Annotated in this window: 13 protein-coding genes; all 13 read right to left on the reverse strand. The window is 45.8% G+C overall.

Features of this window, described 5'->3' with window-relative positions:
- Window positions 1-77 precede the first annotated feature (77 nt).
- The 13 genes from AC0YOD_RS14680 to nuoI all read right to left on the reverse strand — a co-directional run bounded on the left by AC0YOD_RS14680 (window position 78) and on the right by nuoI (window position 16995).
- Window positions 78-1268, reverse strand: coding sequence for an ABC transporter permease (locus AC0YOD_RS14680; protein WP_475800067.1), 1191 nt, complete (start codon window positions 1266-1268; stop codon window positions 78-80).
- Window positions 1210-1971 (reverse strand): ABC transporter ATP-binding protein, encoded by a 762-nt coding sequence (locus AC0YOD_RS14685; protein WP_475800068.1) that lies wholly within the window; start codon window positions 1969-1971, stop codon window positions 1210-1212. Before AC0YOD_RS14685 ends, AC0YOD_RS14680 begins: the two co-directional genes overlap by 59 nt.
- Window positions 1968-3458 (reverse strand): efflux RND transporter periplasmic adaptor subunit, encoded by a 1491-nt coding sequence (locus AC0YOD_RS14690; protein ID WP_475800069.1) that lies wholly within the window; start codon window positions 3456-3458, stop codon window positions 1968-1970. Before AC0YOD_RS14690 ends, AC0YOD_RS14685 begins: the two co-directional genes overlap by 4 nt.
- A gap of 153 nt (window positions 3459-3611) precedes the next feature.
- Window positions 3612-4562 (reverse strand): carbohydrate kinase family protein, encoded by a 951-nt coding sequence (locus AC0YOD_RS14695; protein WP_475800539.1) that lies wholly within the window; start codon window positions 4560-4562, stop codon window positions 3612-3614.
- A 197-nt stretch (window positions 4563-4759) separates the two neighbouring features.
- Window positions 4760-6205 (reverse strand): UDP-N-acetylglucosamine 1-carboxyvinyltransferase, encoded by a 1446-nt coding sequence (gene murA, locus AC0YOD_RS14700; RefSeq protein ID WP_475800070.1) that lies wholly within the window; start codon window positions 6203-6205, stop codon window positions 4760-4762.
- A 298-nt stretch (window positions 6206-6503) separates the two neighbouring features.
- Window positions 6504-6770, reverse strand: a complete 267-nt coding sequence (locus AC0YOD_RS14705) for a DUF1146 domain-containing protein (RefSeq protein ID WP_475800071.1) — start codon at window positions 6768-6770, stop codon at window positions 6504-6506.
- Window positions 6771-6819: 49 nt separating this feature from the next.
- A complete protein-coding gene (locus AC0YOD_RS14710; protein WP_475800072.1) occupies window positions 6820-10089 on the reverse strand; it encodes a S8 family serine peptidase in 3270 nt (1089 codons plus the stop codon).
- A gap of 591 nt (window positions 10090-10680) precedes the next feature.
- Entirely contained in the window at window positions 10681-12207 is a 1527-nt protein-coding gene (locus AC0YOD_RS14715) for an NADH-quinone oxidoreductase subunit N (RefSeq protein ID WP_475800073.1), read from the reverse strand.
- A gap of 3 nt (window positions 12208-12210) precedes the next feature.
- Window positions 12211-13848: a complex I subunit 4 family protein gene (locus AC0YOD_RS14720; RefSeq protein ID WP_475800074.1), complete on the reverse strand. Its 1638-nt coding sequence runs from the start codon at window positions 13846-13848 to the stop codon at window positions 12211-12213.
- On the reverse strand, window positions 13845-15716 hold the full coding sequence (gene nuoL / locus AC0YOD_RS14725; protein WP_475800075.1) for an NADH-quinone oxidoreductase subunit L: 1872 nt from the start codon (window positions 15714-15716) through the stop codon (window positions 13845-13847). The genes AC0YOD_RS14720 and nuoL overlap by 4 nt, the downstream gene beginning before the upstream one ends.
- A 6-nt stretch (window positions 15717-15722) precedes the next feature.
- Window positions 15723-16025 carry an NADH-quinone oxidoreductase subunit NuoK gene (gene nuoK, locus AC0YOD_RS14730; RefSeq protein WP_475800076.1) on the reverse strand — a complete coding sequence of 101 codons (303 nt, stop codon included), beginning with the start codon at window positions 16023-16025 and terminating at the stop codon, window positions 15723-15725.
- A gap of 4 nt (window positions 16026-16029) precedes the next feature.
- Window positions 16030-16545: an NADH-quinone oxidoreductase subunit J gene (locus AC0YOD_RS14735; protein WP_475800077.1), complete on the reverse strand. Its 516-nt coding sequence runs from the start codon at window positions 16543-16545 to the stop codon at window positions 16030-16032.
- Window positions 16546-16995, reverse strand: a complete 450-nt coding sequence (gene nuoI, locus AC0YOD_RS14740; protein WP_475800078.1) for an NADH-quinone oxidoreductase subunit NuoI — start codon at window positions 16993-16995, stop codon at window positions 16546-16548.
- Window positions 16996-17008 lie beyond the last annotated feature (13 nt).

The following is a 17008-nucleotide window of genomic DNA, read 5'->3' on the forward strand; positions in this document are numbered from 1 at the left end:
TCGGCTCAGCCGAGCTTCTCTCTCAAACCGGCTTTAATGGTTTATTCTATGAGCAAAAATGATAGGGTAGAACCTCTTTAATCATATCGAAGCGCATCAACAGGTCTCAAACTAGCTGCTTTATTGGCTGGTAAATAACCGAATACGACGCCAACGAAAGCAGAGAAAGCAAATGATAGTAAGACCGTATCGCCTGGAACCTCGGTATCCGTCCCCATAAACATTCCGATAACAAAGGAGGCAATATACCCAAGTCCGATACCGAGAGCGCCGCCTAGACCGCTAATGCAAACCGCTTCAACTAAAAATTGAAACATAATATCTCGTTTTTTTGCTCCTAATGATTTTCTTATTCCAATCTCTCGAGTCCGTTCTGTTACAGAGACTAGCATGATATTCATAATACCGATACCGCCAACAATTAATGAGATAATCGCAACATAGATAAGCTGTCTATTCATCGTTTCATTTACAGAGTTAAGAGTCTTCATGGCTTCCTCTTGATTAAACACACGATATGAGTTTTCATTCCCTCTAAATTTCTCGTAGAGAACCGCTTCTATCGCAGTTACTGTCGCGCTCATTCTACTTGTATCCGTCACCATTAAATTAACAGTAGAAACGCCGTTTGATTGAAATATTTTTTGAGCCGTTGTAATAGGAATTAATATTTTCTCGTCATTCGACCCTGTTAGGGAGCTGCCTTTGGATTCAAGCAGTCCCACAATCGTAAAGGTGTAGCCGTTTATCGTAATTTTTCTCCCCACTGCATCAGAAGGATCTACTCCCTCGTCCTCGAATAAGTCTGCCGCCGTAGCTACTCCGATAAGGGCAACCTTTGTTCCATTACTAATATCAGGAGCGGAGATGTATCTCCCATCCTGTACCGGGAATTCCTTCACTTCATCATAAGCTGGCGTTATTCCTTCTACCGATACAGATACTTGTGTTTTTCCATATTTCGCATATGCCGTACTGCTGGTTATCGGAGCCACGCCCGCTATATTCGCAACTTCCTCTAGTGCATTTGCTTCGTCTACTGACAGCGTCGTTACTGTTCCTCGTCCTGTAATTGTAACGGAGAGCGAATTGGGGCTCCCTAATGAAGAAACCTGCTTGGCAACCTCGTTGGAGGATGCCTTGCCCATAGCAACTAAAGCAATAACCGTTGCTACGCCTATCAGAATACCAAGCATCGATAATGTCGTTCTAAGCTTGTTGGATAAGACACTCTTGATTGCCATCTTGAGGCCTTGCGAAAGTTTCATTTCCAGCCCCCCTTTCCTGCTCCGTTAACACCCCATCCCGTATAATAACGGTACGGCTGGCCCTCACGGCAACCTCCATATCATGAGTGATTAACACAATAGTCTGACCAGCCCTGTTGAGTTCCTCCATCATATTAAGGACTTCCATTCCCGTCTTGGAGTCAAGAGCGCCTGTCGGCTCATCCGCGAGCAGCATGGGTGGATTTGTAGCTAACGCACGTGCAATGGCAACCCGTTGCTGCTGTCCGCCCGAAAGTTCACTTTGGCGATGATTTAAACGATTCCCTAGTCCTACCCTCTCCAGTGCTTCCCTCGCGATTCGCTTGCGTTCTTTGCCAGACATGCCTCGATAGATAAGAGGAAGCTCGCAGTTCTCAAGTGCAGTTAGTTTCGGAAGCAGATGATAGCCTTGGAAAATGAAACCGATTTTCCGATTTCGCATTTCAGTCAGCTTATTATCACTCTGTCCGGTCATCTCTAGACCTTCGAGCTTATAACTTCCCTCACTAGGCAAATCCAAACATCCGATTATGTTCATCAGCGTCGATTTGCCAGAACCCGACGGACCAACAATGGCTAGAAAATCACCATGAGCGACCTTTAACGAGACCTCATGCAGTACAGTCGTTTTTTCTCGTGCCATTATATAAGATTTCGATACATTGGTCATTTCGATTAGCGGAACATTAGCGTGTTGGCTCATCGCATGCCACCGCCGCCCATTCCGCCACCCATACCGCCGCCGCCCATGCCACCACCGCTAGGGAATGCCATGCCGCCGCCAGGGAAACCGCCTTGCTGTTGTATCGTTACTTCCGTTGTGCTGCCCATACCGACTGCTCCTTGAGCAATAGGAACAAGAACGCTAGCGCCTTCTTCAAGACCAGATACAATCTCCACAAATGTCTCATTGCTAAGGCCGGTTGTAACCTCTACTAGTTTACCGCCAAGCGCATTCGGCGTCCGTCCGTTTTGACGGCCAGTTGCAGCTTGATCCCCTCTAGCTCCTGTTCCATTTGCCGTTGCTCCACCTTGAGCGCCTGCTGGCCTTTGTCCACTTGCAGCTGAACCCGAAGTGCCTTGTTGCCCGCCTCCGCCAGCCCAATTTTGATTAGGTGTTCCACTTTGCTTCCCGCCACTTGTCGTTCCATCCTGACCAGTTGCTCCGCCTTGCTGCATGCCACCCGTTGCTCCATCTTGTCCAGGTGCCCCGCCTTGCTGTACTACACCACTTGTATCGGATGTCTCGCCGTCTTCAGTTGGAACACGCACGAATGATTTTCCGCCCATTTCCACGACTGCATTTACCGGTACAAGAATGATATCTGACTTGGATTCTATGGTAATAGCCGCCTCACCAGACATTCCAGCCATAACACCATCAATATCTTTCAGAAGTATGCTTACTGAGAAGGAGGATGAGCCATTGCTAGCTGTGCCTTCCTTTGCAATTTCTGATACCGTTCCTTCAATCGTCTTATCCGTAATCGCGCTTAAAGTAAGATCTGCCGTTTGACCGAGTGAAACCGAAGCTATATCCAGCTCGTCAACCGATGTGACAAACTCAAGAAGCGTATAATCAACAATGGTTGCAACTGTCGTATTGGACTGTACTTCATCGCCCGCCTCAACGGTCATGGTTGTAATTTCTCCATTAATTGATGCAAGTACTGCTTTATCTTCCTTTGCCAGCTTGTCATTAATATCTTGCAGCTCATCTTCATAATCAGAAATTTCTTGTTCGGCTTCATCCATGGATTTCTGCAAGGAGGCTTTTGTTTCATCCTCCTTCTCCGTCCCTGTCGCTTCCTTGTACGATTCCTGATAGCCTGTAATCTTAAGCTTTGCATTCGCTATGCTTTTTTGAATCGAGCTAATTTTATCATCATAGTCATCCGTAGCTTCGAAAGTAACGAGTACTTGTCCTGCTTTTACCTTGTCACCTACTTTGAAGTTAACCGTCTCGATTGTACCGCTCTTGCCGGCAGTCACCGTCTCCCGAGAATTTGCCGCTACCGATCCTGTTCCGCTTATTTGATTAACAATTTCACCTTTAATTGCCGTTACTGTTCGTGCCGTTGGACTTTCTCCAGCTGTTTCTGTCTCTTTAACAAAATAATAGTAATAGATGCCTGCACCGACTGCAGCTAGTATTATAAAAACGCTGAGCCATATTATCCATTTCTTCATCTGCTCTCATCCACCCTCCATCGGTCTTAGTCCGGTAGACTATAACACTTTAAAATGAACGGAAAATGAACAGGCCTCCCCTAGTAAATAAAAAAAGAGCATCTTCCCTTCTCCCGCTTAAGCGAGAAAAAGAAAAACACTCTTTGGATTTACTTAGATGCCAGCAAGCTCACGTAGGATTGGCAGCGAAGATATCGCACCTGCTCTTGTCGTCGTGAGGGCCGCAGCTGCATTTGCAAAGGCTATAATTTCTAGAGCTTTATTGGCTTCAACACCTTCAAGATCACCCTCGTTCAATTGAAGCTGATAAAGCATGGCTCCTATAAAAGCATCACCGGCACCTGTTGTATCAACGACCTTCACCTTCTTACCCGGAACAGATACTTCATAAGAGGATGTATACCATGTCGCTCCTTCAGAGCCCTTTGTATAGACAACAGCTTTGACATCACCAACAAATAAAGAGGAGATTGCCTCCTGCTCATTCTCAATCCCCGTAATAAAAGTGAGCTCGTCTGAGCTTATTTTCACAAGGTGACTGAGAGGTATAAATTGCAATATCGTTTGTCTGCACTGTTCATGATCCGCCCATAGCGGAAGACGAACATTGGGATCAAAGCTAATGAGACCGCCTGCTGCCTTCATTGCATGAATAGCTTTAAGATGAGCGTATTTCACAGGTGCTTCTATAAGATCAACGGAGCAGTAATGAAGGATATCTCCTTTTACAAACCAATCGCCGTCTATCTCGTCTTCTGTTAAGAGCATATCTGCGCTTGGATTTCTATAGAAGGAAAAATCTCTGTCCCCATCCGATTTCAAGCTGACAAAAGCGAGTGCCGTATTGGCCTCAGTCGTACGAAGCACATGCTGAGTGTCCACACCCACTTCATTTAAAGTGTCCACTAGAAAATCGCCAAAGGCATCCATGCCCAGCTTACCTATGAAAACACTGCTGCCTCCCAGTTTCGTTACTGCGCAGGCAACATTAGCGGGTGCTCCGCCCGCCTCCTTCTTAAAGCCGACAACATTTTTCAATTCCACACCGCGCGTATCCGGAATAAAATCAATAAGTGCTTCACCGATCGTATATAATTTCGACAGCCTAATCCCCTCCTAATGGTAAAAAGCCACTATGTAAGCATGTATAAATACTCATTCTTATCCTAACTATTATAGCTAATCTTAGGACGTAATCCTATCCATCCATGGTTGAGCATATAAAAAGAAGCTGTTTCAAATAGGCCCATGATAGGCTTATTTGAAACAGCTTCTTTCTTTAAAACCTTTGGTTCAAGCAATTAAGCCCAAGTCGGCTGTACTTTGAGAACAGCAACTTCTTTCTCCCGTTTATAAGAAGGAAAAGAATCACTCTCAGAAGATGCTGAAATAGCTGCTACTGCAACAGCATCCCTAACCGTTGGTGAAACTGTGCTTGCACCTTTGACCTTACCCGTCGATGAAACCGTTTCTGCTCCGTTATCTTCCCCGTTCTCAACACGGTAGATATCAGCGCCAAGCGCGGCAAGCTTGCCAGTAATATTGACGTAACCGCGATCTACATGATGAAGTCCGGTCAATTCTGTTTCACCCTCTGCACGCAAGGCTGCACATATCAGCGCTGCACCTGCTCGCAGATCGGTTGCGCAAACCTTCGCTCCCATAAGAGGCAGTCCGCCGCTAACAATCGCTGTACGACCGTCAACCTTGATCTGAGCATTCATTTTTTGGAATTCCTCAACATGCATGAACCGATTTTCAAAAACCGTCTCCGTAACGACGCTAGTACCTTCAGAAACAAGCAATAAAGCCATCATTTGCGATTGCATATCTGTCGGGAAGCCTGGATGAGGCAATGTTTTGACATCAACTGATTTCAATACTGCTCCAGACTGTACACGAACACCATTATCGCTTGCCGTAATTTCTACGCCCATTTCTTGAAGCTTAGAAATAACGGGAGTCAAATGATCAGCAATTGCTCCTTCAACAAATACGTCCCCACCCGTGATAGCGGCAGCAATCATATACGTACCCGCTTCTACTCGGTCAGGAATCACATTATGAACTGCGCCATGCATCCGGTCTACACCTTCTATCCGAATGAGGCCTGTTCCCGCACCGCGAACTTTACCGCCCATTGCATTGATATAGTTAGCTAAATCAACGATTTCCGGTTCTTTAGCTGCATTTTCAAGAATAGTTGTGCCTTCTGCCAAAGCAGCAGCCATCATAATGTTTTCCGTAGCACCAACGCTTGCGACATCGAGGTAAATTTTCGCGCCTTTTAGACGTGTCTTCGTATTCGCCTCAATAAAGCCCTGTCCTAGCGTAATCTCTGCACCCATGGCCTCAAAGCCCTTCAAATGCTGATCAATAGGACGAGTGCCGATAGCACAGCCCCCTGGCAGCGAAATCCGAACCTTGCCAATACGTCCGAGAAGCGGTCCCATCACAAGGAAGGATGCCCGCATTTTACGAATAAGCTCATATGGTGCTTCGAACGACGTAATATCTTGCGCTGAAATACGCATGGTTTCATTATTATAGGTTAATTGTGCGCCTAAAGAAGCCAGCACCTTCTGAATGGTCATAACGTCGTCGAGGAGGGGTACGTCATTGATGACGCTGTCTCCTTCTGTCGCCAATAATGAGGCCGCTAATATAGGGAGTACTGCATTTTTAGCTCCGCTAACACGAACCGTTCCCTTCAAACGCTGACCTCCGCGGACAATAATTTTGGTCATCTTTGGTTCCCTCCGCGAACTGCAATTTCTATTTCCTATTCGTGAATAAATTGGTATTGAACACTTTGTCCAAACTTCATCTTATCATTCAATTACATGAATCGACAAGGGCTAAATTATTGATAAATTTAACAGTGAAATTTTGGACGTAAAATGACAATATTCGTTAAAAACGACGGGTTTTGGCCCCTTAAAAAATGCGTTTTCAACTCACTGGGCTCAGATATACTACTATTCGTGAGCATGTTGTATTTTGAGTCCATCATGTATTACCCATTGTTGACATATTTCGCTTTTGTTATTCGACAAAGCTTTTGAGCAGCACCGTGTAACCCCAATAATCCAAAAGGAACTTTGCTAATAGATTACCCATAATGATGGCTAAAATAACTTGAAAAATTCTCGCCTTTGGACTATTCGGAAATTTAAAGAATGTTTCCCATTTAACTTCTTGCAGTACAAACCATACAAATATAATACAAAGAATGACGATTACGATGGATAGCAGTCCGGTCATGCCGGTATAGGTCTGTAAATCGCTGTAAAGCTCATTATCAACGTTCATGAATCCTCCTAAGTGATGATCTAACTAAGCGTATTGATTTTCTTTTTGATTATTGAAGAAATACGCGGTACAGCAGTACAGAAAAATCAGCACGACTAGCCTGAAGCTTAGGCTTATAAAAATTGGATTGTACCCCTTTTATTTGACCATTTTGCTTCATGGCATACAGCATAGGGGCAGACCAGTCTGTTCTTGATACATCATCAAACGGATTAGAAAGGGGCAATCGAGGCTTTACGCCTTCTGCCATACCAATAATGCTTGCCATTTCTTCTCGCGTTATCGGCTTATCAGGCTTAAAGGTTCCGTCAGGGAAGCCTTTTATCCAGCCCTGTTGAACAGCTTTCATAATAGCGTCTGAAGCCCAGTGGTTAGCTAAAACATCCTTGAACCGCTTCATTTGAGCTGTACTTTTCGAAGCAGGCTTATACGCTTTTACGACCATCGCAACCGCTTCTGCCCTTGTAATAGCCCGCTTAGGTTCAAATTGATTTTTACCTGTACCGTTAATGATGCCCCGTTTACTTAATTCAACGATCTCATTTGCAGCCCAATGGTTTCTAATATCACGAAATCCGCCAATAAGACCCTCCGATTTTATTTTTAATCGATAGTACTGCGTGTCAAAGGAGGCATTAGCCGTTAGCTTCACATAGTATACCCCTGCATCAAGTAATTGTTCTGTCGATTGAAGCTTGCCGGCGGAGCCTGTATTCGCACTCGTTAGCTCTTTCATCCTTTTGTCATACACTATAAGCTTCAAATCAACACCAGTCGGAACCCCGCTTACGGTTGCACTCACGCTGCTTGGGCTGGCAATACGGAATTGAAACCAGTCGACATCGGACTTCGTTCCAATAACACCAACATATTCTGTTCCCGGATTAACCATAAATGCCTCATATGATTTATCATTTGGTTCATTAGGATCATCAAATTTCGGAAAATATTCCATCTTGAGCGTGTATGTACCCATTACTGGACTAGCTTCTGAGGAGATCGCATTGTGAACACGAATATAATATTTACCTGGAGTCACAGTTATGACTGGTGAATATTCTGTTGCCCCTTCTCCTTCATCGTCGTAAATCAACAATTGCTGTCCCGCTCTTTGGAGTGCAAGCCCAGGATCTATTCTCGCCGTATTTGTGCTAAGCGTAAGCTTGAGCTTCCCGCTTTGGGCAAACGTTACGACAAACCAGTCACGATCGGCTGTCTGATGAAAATTACCGCTTATAGATTGTGTACGTGGCTGAAGCGTATAGGCTTCATAAGATTTATCATTTTTTTCGTACTCATCCGGCTTAATGGTGAAGGCAGAGGTCAGCAAATAAGGAAGATGATCATTGCTGCTTTGGTTGATAAGCTCCAAACGGATCAAATGCTGCCCTTTTTTCACATTGAAATCAATGGATTTGCTCCCCAGTTTCGTGTCAATTACACTTTGCTGAATACCTTTTGTGTATTGTGTCATTCGTACTGGCGGTACAATTTCTCCGCTTTCCACGAGACCTTCGTAATAAATAGTCAGGGTACCGTCATATGGTGTATCAATACGATACCAATCCTGATCAGACGTTCCTTGCAGCACGGCCGAAATTTGTGTATTGAGCGGAAAACGTGATGCTGTACCACTGCTGTTGTTTGATTCGAATCCATCAGGCTTCAAGTCTTTATGAATCGCTTCACCAATCTGAAGCATGCCGTAACCTGAGCTGTTATCTGGTCCCGTCTCTCCAATATCTTTGGCTGTCTGACGAAGAAGCTCTCGAATTTGATAAGGCTTCATGTCCTTATTGCGAGCCCACACCAATGCGGCTGCTGCGGCTGCTTGCGGCGCTGACATTGACGTACCTTCATCTTTCTTATATAAGCCGCCTATTGCCGTCGTATATACATTCCAAGGTGCGACCAGATCCAGCTCTGAACCTCGATTAGAGCGAGGATCTACCGTGTTATTCGCTTTAACGCCTCCGACCGCAAGTACAGTTGGATATGCAGCTGGGTACTTCACCTCTGCTTGCTGCCCCAGCGTCTCGCCATCATTGCCTGCGGCTGCGACAAGCAGCACGCCTTTGCCCTCCGCATACTGTACGATATCCAGCATATAAGGAGAATAGCGATGTAAACCAACTGACAATACAACTATGCTGGCTCCATTACGGACCGCATACAATATCGCTTCACCCAGCTCCTGCTCCGTACCGTCACCTTGATTATCAAGAGCTTTTATCGGCATTATTTTGGCCTTCCACAGGATGCCTGATACGCCCAATCCATTATTGCCCAAAGCACCGATAATACCAGCAACACTTGTCCCATGACCATTATCATCATCAGGCGGCGTATTAGGAGTAATCAAATTAGTGCCGGGGACAAGATTAGCTTTCAAGTCCGGATGATCGAGATCAATCCCCGTGTCTACGATTGCGATTGTTATATTTTGCTGCTCGCGTACCAATTCCCACGCCTTTGGCACACCGATTTGGTTCAGGTAAAGCTGCTTGGACAGCTCCGGGTCATTCGGTGATGCCGCTTCGAGTGCACTGGGTGCAGGAGTTACCGCATTAGCCTCGGCTGCTATCTCCCTAGGCAACTGTTTCGAAGACATCGCCTCTGTTGAAGGGATAACTTCCTTTGGCGATAATTCCGTTGCTGCAGATGGGAGCGTCGCATGCGGCACGTTAGGTGCTGCTTCTTCTGATGAGTGTGACGCTAGCGGGACATTAGGTAGAGAATCCTCTGACGTGGGTGACGCAACCGGTACACTAGATAAAGACTCCACAGACGTGTGTGGTTCAATCGGCACACTTGATAAAGAATGCTCTGACGAGTGTGACGCTTCCTGCGAGTCAGGAAGCGGCGATAATGGTGAACCTGTTGCTTGCGGCTGTTTGTTATCGCCGGAAGGCGAGGAAAGGATATGCACCGCTGCATTAGGGTGCACATACTCGACAGCCGGCAGGCTTTGCAGCCGGCTCAGCCACTCTTGCACGTCCGTATCTTCACCCTGCGGACGCACGAGCATGACCGCCGCCTCATCCTGGCGGCGGAGCACTTCCGTCCCGCGCAGCTCATGCGCGAGCGCGGGGTCACGCCATTTGAGCAGCCAGCTTTGCGGCTGCTCTTCATCGGCGTCGCTGGCGCCAGTGGCCGCAGCATTCGCGGCCGCCGACGCCGTAGGCGGCGCTGCGGGAGCGAATGGCATGGGGGCTATGCCCCCGGACATGATGCTCCCGATCAGAAGGAGCAAGAGCATGGTGCGAAGCAGTGCTTGCTTCGTTCTTTTTTTCAATCGTAAATCTATATGATTCATCATCGCATTCTGCCTTTTGGTATCAGAGTAATAATGATTTGTTCCCACTTTCAGTTTAATGATCCTAACCTATTATTTCTATTTCGATACAGCATTTACCTTGTTTCCTCTAGACATGAGGACAAAAGACCTAGAATTCTCTACATTAAACGCATGAAAAGGAGCGAATCATGTAATAAATTATTTCCTGGTAAATAATTTAGGCGAAAACTAGCATCTATACCTTTCCTGTTTTTTCAATCTTGGTCCATTTACCTATTCTCTCCCCGCAAACTTACCCAATAAATATTCCCTTGAAACAAGGACACTCGATCATGCCGTTCAAATCGAAGCTACTACAGCTATTGATCACTACAACTCATCCCAGCACGCAAAAAAGTGATATAAACCTTCTCTTAGGAGAGCACAAGGCTCTCGCTAGATAGATTTATATCACTATTTATGGTTTTTACTTTTCTTTATTTAACACTTATCGTCTACTTTCTGCGTTTCCTTACCCCTATCACTTCACTCAGCGATACAATCTCACATATCTAGCACTTCATACGAACCAATCGTTACGTGCGCTCAGCAGCCTTTAATGAACTAGAATTTCTATGTCATGATCATCAAATCTTCTTTTATCGAAAATACGGCGTCAATCCATTCCATAAGGGGGCCTGGAAATAAGCCTAACGCCACCGTAGCTGCTGCACACAGCCATATCACGAGAGCTATCGGTACCGTTACCTTTATAATAGGATCTTCGCTGCTGCTTCTCATAAACATCTGACGCGCAAGACTAAAGTAGAAGTAATAGGAGATTACGCTGCTTATAACAATAATAGCGACGATCCAATAAGCCTTGGCACTAGCCGCTCCAAGTAAAATAAATAGCTTTCCGAAGAATCCACCGGATATAGGCAACCCCGCTAACGACAGTATGAAAATAACCATAGCTGCGGCTGTCCAAGGTGCGCGGTAATACATCCCAGCAAAACCCTTCATCTCTGAATGCCCAGCAGCGCGGCCGACAACCGTCAGTACCGCAAAAGAACCAATTGTCATAAAGAGATAAGCAATGAGGTAAAAGATAAATTCCGAGAAATTATTGCTATGCACGACAGTGATTGAAATGCCAATCGGCACAAGCATATAACCGGCATTCGCCACACCTGACAAGGCAAGCAGCCGTTTTACATTTCTTTGTCTCAGCGCTGTTGTTGTTCCGACCAGCATCGCAGCCGCCGCAAGCGCCAGCAATGCGAGGTAAATATCATCCGGCATATAGACAGTTGCGAAAATAATTCTAAATACAACGGCAAGCGCAGCTCCTTTCGCAATGACAGCCAAGAATGCTGATACTGGTGTTGGCGCTCCTTGATAGACATCTGGTGCCCAAGCATGAAACGGTGCTGCTGCAATTTTGATTCCAAAGCCAGCCAGCATAAAGGAAAAGCCAACGTACACTAAAGCTTTAAAATCAATCACTGCTGCTGGCAGCGCTTCTCTAATAGCCCCTAAATCAACCGCGCCTGTCACACCGTAGATGTAAGACATGCCGAAAAGTACCAAAGCAGATGAAACCCCGCCTGTTACCACGTATTTGAAAGCCGCCTCTGCCGACAAGGAAGATTTGCGTTTTAACCCGACAAGCACATAGCTGGTAAGACTGAGGAGCTCAAGTCCAATGTACAGCGTAATCAGGTTCCCTGAAGAGGCCATGATCATAGCTCCAACAACAGCAGGCAGCAGCAGGTAAAAATATTCACCTTTATCCGTTATCGTATCATCATCTCGCGCCGAACCGAGGGCCAGCAATACAATAAGTGCCGTTCCTATTAAAAATACGATTTTCAAAAGGTTTCCGAAATCATCTATCCGATAGCTGCTGCCCAGCAGGGAAATCGCTTTAGCAGACACCCCGCCTTGGTTCATATCCAGCAGCCTCCATATAACAAGACCCAGTGAGAGCAACAGGCTAATGAAGGCCAACCAGCCGATCGCCAGCCTGCTCGCTCGTTTGGGTAGAAACAAATCTACAATTACAAGTATCAAAAAAGCAATAACAAGAGAAAACTCAGGGGCAAGGTAGAACGTATCCGTCCATGTCAGTGGCATAAAAGAATTTCCATCGTTCATGACCTAACCCCCCGTTCTTGTTGCGAATAGTTGTTCATACAAGCCGTTAATGCTATATTGCACGGAATCTGTGAGTACAGATGGATAACAGCCGAGAAGCACGATGAAAGCCAGCAGCACGATCATGGGAATCGCCTCAATTAGCCTAGCATCCTTACTTGCGCTATATTTATCCGGTTGCGGACCAAAGGTAATCTTGAGCACCGCACGCAATACATAGACTGCCGTTAAAATAATACCTATTAAAGCAACCGTTGTCAGCCAACGCATTGATTCAAATAGCCCAAGAAAAGATAGAAACTCGCCTACAAATCCCGATAAACCAGGAAGACCTAATGAAGCGAGTCCCGCTGTTAGCAATACACCGCTTATGAAAGGCATGGAACGCGCCAATCCACCGAGCTCAGAGAGCTCTGTTGTTCCCGTTCTCTCATACATACTACCCACAATCAAGAAGAGCAGTGCGGATATAAGACCATGTGAAACGAGCTGAACCATTGCACCCTGCAACCCAATCTCGTTAAAAGCAGCGAGGCCAAGCAGTACAATACCCATATGACTAATGGATGAATAAGCAAGAACAAGCTTGAAGTCCTTCTGCCTGAAAGCGAGAAGCGCTCCATACAAAATGTTGATCAATCCCAGTACAGCCAGCACAACGGCCCAATCTCGCGCTTGTTCAGGAAAGAGAATGATTCCGAAGCGGAGCAACCCGTATGCGCCCATCTTGAGCAAAATACCGGAATGGATCATGACAACCGACGGCGGGGCTTCCGTATGCACCTTCAGCATCCATGTGTGAAACGGAAAGAGCGGCAGCTTAATGCCGAAAGCAACAAGCAGCATAATGAATAGGACCGTCTGCATCGTATCCGTCATTTGGAACGGATTAATCATGCCAAGGCTGCTAGGCGATAGATTGACCCATGCTCCAGGGTCAGTCAGATTGTGTAAAATATCCGCGTAGCTTCCGCTGTAAATAAAGCTGGCATGCTGGTCAACCTGATCAATCCGGAAGCCAGCCGTACTCACTAGCAGCACGAAAGCAATCAGCATAATCGCTGAGCCGATTCCATTATAAATAAGAAATTGATTAGCCGCTCGTTCTCGGTTAAAGTAACCCCAAATACCAATCAAGAAATACATCGCAATAATAGCTATTTCAAAGAAGACAAAGAAGAGAAATACATCGCGGGCAAGAAACACGCCCAGCATCGCAGTCTCGAGCAACAAAAACCAGACAAAAAATGATTTCCAGCGCTTCTTAATATGAATCGCTGCAAAAGCACTCATTGCTGTCACTAGAACCGTCAACAGCACTAGCGGAAGCGAGATACCATCTATTCCTAATGCATATTGAAATTGATAAGTAATGGCGGTGACGCCGTTTCCTTCTTGTAAATGCTTATTAAGCGGGACCTCTATCCAGCTGAGACTCTCATCGAAAGCTGCTCCGCTTTGCTGCTTGTCATAATCCGTATATAGCCATAACGACAATAAAAGAGGTATTAGCGTTGTAAGAATCGCAGCTGTTTTCATCCAACTGCTCCGATGCTTCGGAATGAGTAGGATGACGAGAATACCAAGCAACGGAAACAGCAGAATAATCGATAAAATCGGAATGTCTTGTAGGATACTCATAGCAGGAACCTCCTTAAAGCAAAAGCAGCAACGAGGATAGCAAAGCCTATTAAGGCAGCTAAGCTATAGGTTTGCACCTGCCCATTTTGAAGCCGTGCAGCAGTTCTGCCTAAGGATACAACAGCAATCCCCGTAATCCGAACGATACCTCCTATTACGTACTCATCAAAGCCATTTAGAATTCTCCCCAGCGCCTTAATCGGCTGCACAATAACCGCCCTGTAAAGCTCATCGACATAGTAACCATGCTCTAACAGATTAACAAGCCTTGGCGCTTTGACTGCCAAAGATTTTCTTTTCGCCGCAGCACCTCCGTATAAGAGCCAACCGGCATAAATACCCAAAAGACCAACAACAATGGAGGCACTAATTGCCACAAAACTTCCGTGAGCCTGCTCGTTCTCACCGTTAAGCCAAGAACCTAGCCACCCATTCCAAGGCGTCTCTACAAATCCCGCTCCAATTGCCAGTACTGCAAGCACGGTAAGCGGCAACGTCATAGACAATGTCGATTCAACCGCTTTAGAAGCAGCCGTCTTAGGCTTGCCCGTGAATACAAGGAAGAATAAGCGCGACATATACAAGGCGGTAAAGAAAGCAGTAATCAATCCTGCTATAAATAGAAGCGGGTTATTTTCCAGCGCAACCGTCAAAATAAGATCCTTAGACCAAAAACCAGATAGCGGAGGGATACCGGACAACGCTAGTGCGCCAATCGCGAATGTCCATGCCGTGATACGCATTTTCGAGCCTAGACCGCCCATTTCTTTTATGTTTTGCGTATGTACTGCATGAATAATGCTGCCTGCTCCAAGAAATAAAAGTGCTTTAAAGAACGCATGGGTGAAAAGGTGAAAAATCCCGCCTGTCAATGAACCAAGGCCGAGCGCCATCATCATATAACCAAGCTGACTAACTGTAGAGTAAGCTAGTATTCGCTTTATATCATTTTGAACGAGCGCAATAGTCGCTGCGAAGATAGCTGTAAACCCTCCGACATACGCGACAACCTCCATCGCAGCAGCAGAAGCTAGAAAAATATCATACGTTCTTGCAATAAGGAAAACACCTGCTGCAACCATTGTCGCCGCATGAATGAGCGCACTGATCGGTGTTGGACCCTCCATCGCATCGGGCAACCAGACATGCAGCGGAAACTGTCCTGATTTACCGACAGCACCGACAAAAATAAGTAATGCAATCAACGTCGTTATGCCATTTGCAATGGTTCCGGAATGTCCGCTGAATACACCTTGTATACTCGTAAAATCAAGCGCATGATCTGGCATATACCAGAATAATAGCAAAATCCCAAGAAGTAATCCGACATCGCCAATACGAGTTACAATAAATGCTTTTTTGGCAGCGGCACGCGCTTTTGGCAGAGTAAACCAAAATCCGATAAGGAGGAATGAGCAAACGCCGACCAATTCCCAAAAAATATAGAGAGATAATAAATTATCGGAGAGTACAAGGCCTAGCATCGAAAAGGAAAACAAAGCCACATACCCATAAAAAACGGTGATGCGTTCATCCTTTTTCATATAGCCTGCTGAGTACACATTAACCAGAAGGCTGACAAGCGTAACCACAACAAGCATAAGAGCAGTAAGATTAGTAACCTCAAATCCAATACGCAAGGTGTAGTCGCCAATTACGATCCAATCGAATGCATAATTATAGTCAACCGCATTCTCCCCAAGTCGTTCCACTACAATAATAAGCGATAGAACGAATGCCGCTAATGAGCCAATCGTACCGATAAGCACTCCCGCTCTCCGAAAGCTGCGGCCGAGTGCAAGCAAAACGAGGAAGGCCGCCAGCGGGAACAGCGGAATCAACCATGCCGCCTGAGAATAAATATCCATAGCTCGCTACCTCCTCATTTTGTCAAATTCATTGACATTAACGGTACCGCGCATACGAAACAACGCAATTAAAACGGCTACCCCAATCGCTGCCTCTGCAGCTGCAATCGTAATCGTGAATAGCGAAAATATTTGTCCGGTCAAGGATGGTACAACGCCGTACTTGGAAAATGCCACTAGATTCAAGTTGACTGCATTCAGCATAAGCTCAAGCGACAGCAGGACAACAACTGCATTTCGTTTCACCAACGCTCCATAAAGACCGATACAGAACAAGATAGCTGCCATTGTTAAATAGGATGGAAGCATGGGATTAATCCGCCTCCTTCTTTGCAAGTACAATTGCTCCGATAAAAGCAACCGTCAGCAAAACAGACAGCAATTCGAACGGAATAACATAGCCCGAATATAACAACTCGCCAATAGCCATCGTATTATCCTCGCCCGCTTGAAACTTCTGAGGATCTGGGAAAGTCGTCGTTCGAATGGCATAAAATAATATTCCAAATAAGCTTAATGCGCCTACTGCCGCAAGTGCTTCATGCAGTGGCTTCGCCTTCTCCCGCTCACCTTGCTGATGCTGCGTCATCATGATGCCGAATATCATCAAAATGGACACTGCCCCCGCATAGATCAATACTTGAACAAAGGCTACGAACTCTGCTTCTAGAAGTACGAACATACCGGCTAAGCCTAGAAAGACAGCTGCCATTGAAATGACCATATGAACGACCTTTTCTAAGCTGATCATCAGAACAGATCCGCAGATCATTATGACTGAGAAGACGAAGAAAGCAACAAATTCGCCCGTAAATGCTATATTGAACAACTATTTGCCGCCTCCTTTGGCCGGCGCACCGATATTATTATTGTCTTCGCGGACAAGCGTATTGTTCTCGCTAAGCCACTGCGCATCCTTAAACAAATCATCTCTGCTGAACGCAGACAGCTCAAAATGATTGGTCATCACAATCGCTTCTGTTGGACATACCTCGGTACACAGATCACATAAAATGCATATTTCAAAATTAATATCAAACGTATCTATTACTTTCCCCTTTTTGTCCGGGTCAGGATTCGGTTTGCCTGTCAGCGTAATACAATCCGTGGGACAGATCCGCGCACATTGATTACAGACGATGCACAAGTCCGGAATGAAATGCTGAATGCCGCGAAATCGGTCGGGCATAACAAACGGCACATCGGGATAAGAGGTCGTTACCTTGGGAGCCGTCATTGATTTGAGCGTAACGCCTAATCCTTGAATCAATCCCTTCATATTGTTCGCCCCT

It is taken from the genome of Paenibacillus sp. J31P13 (assembly GCF_056269295.1).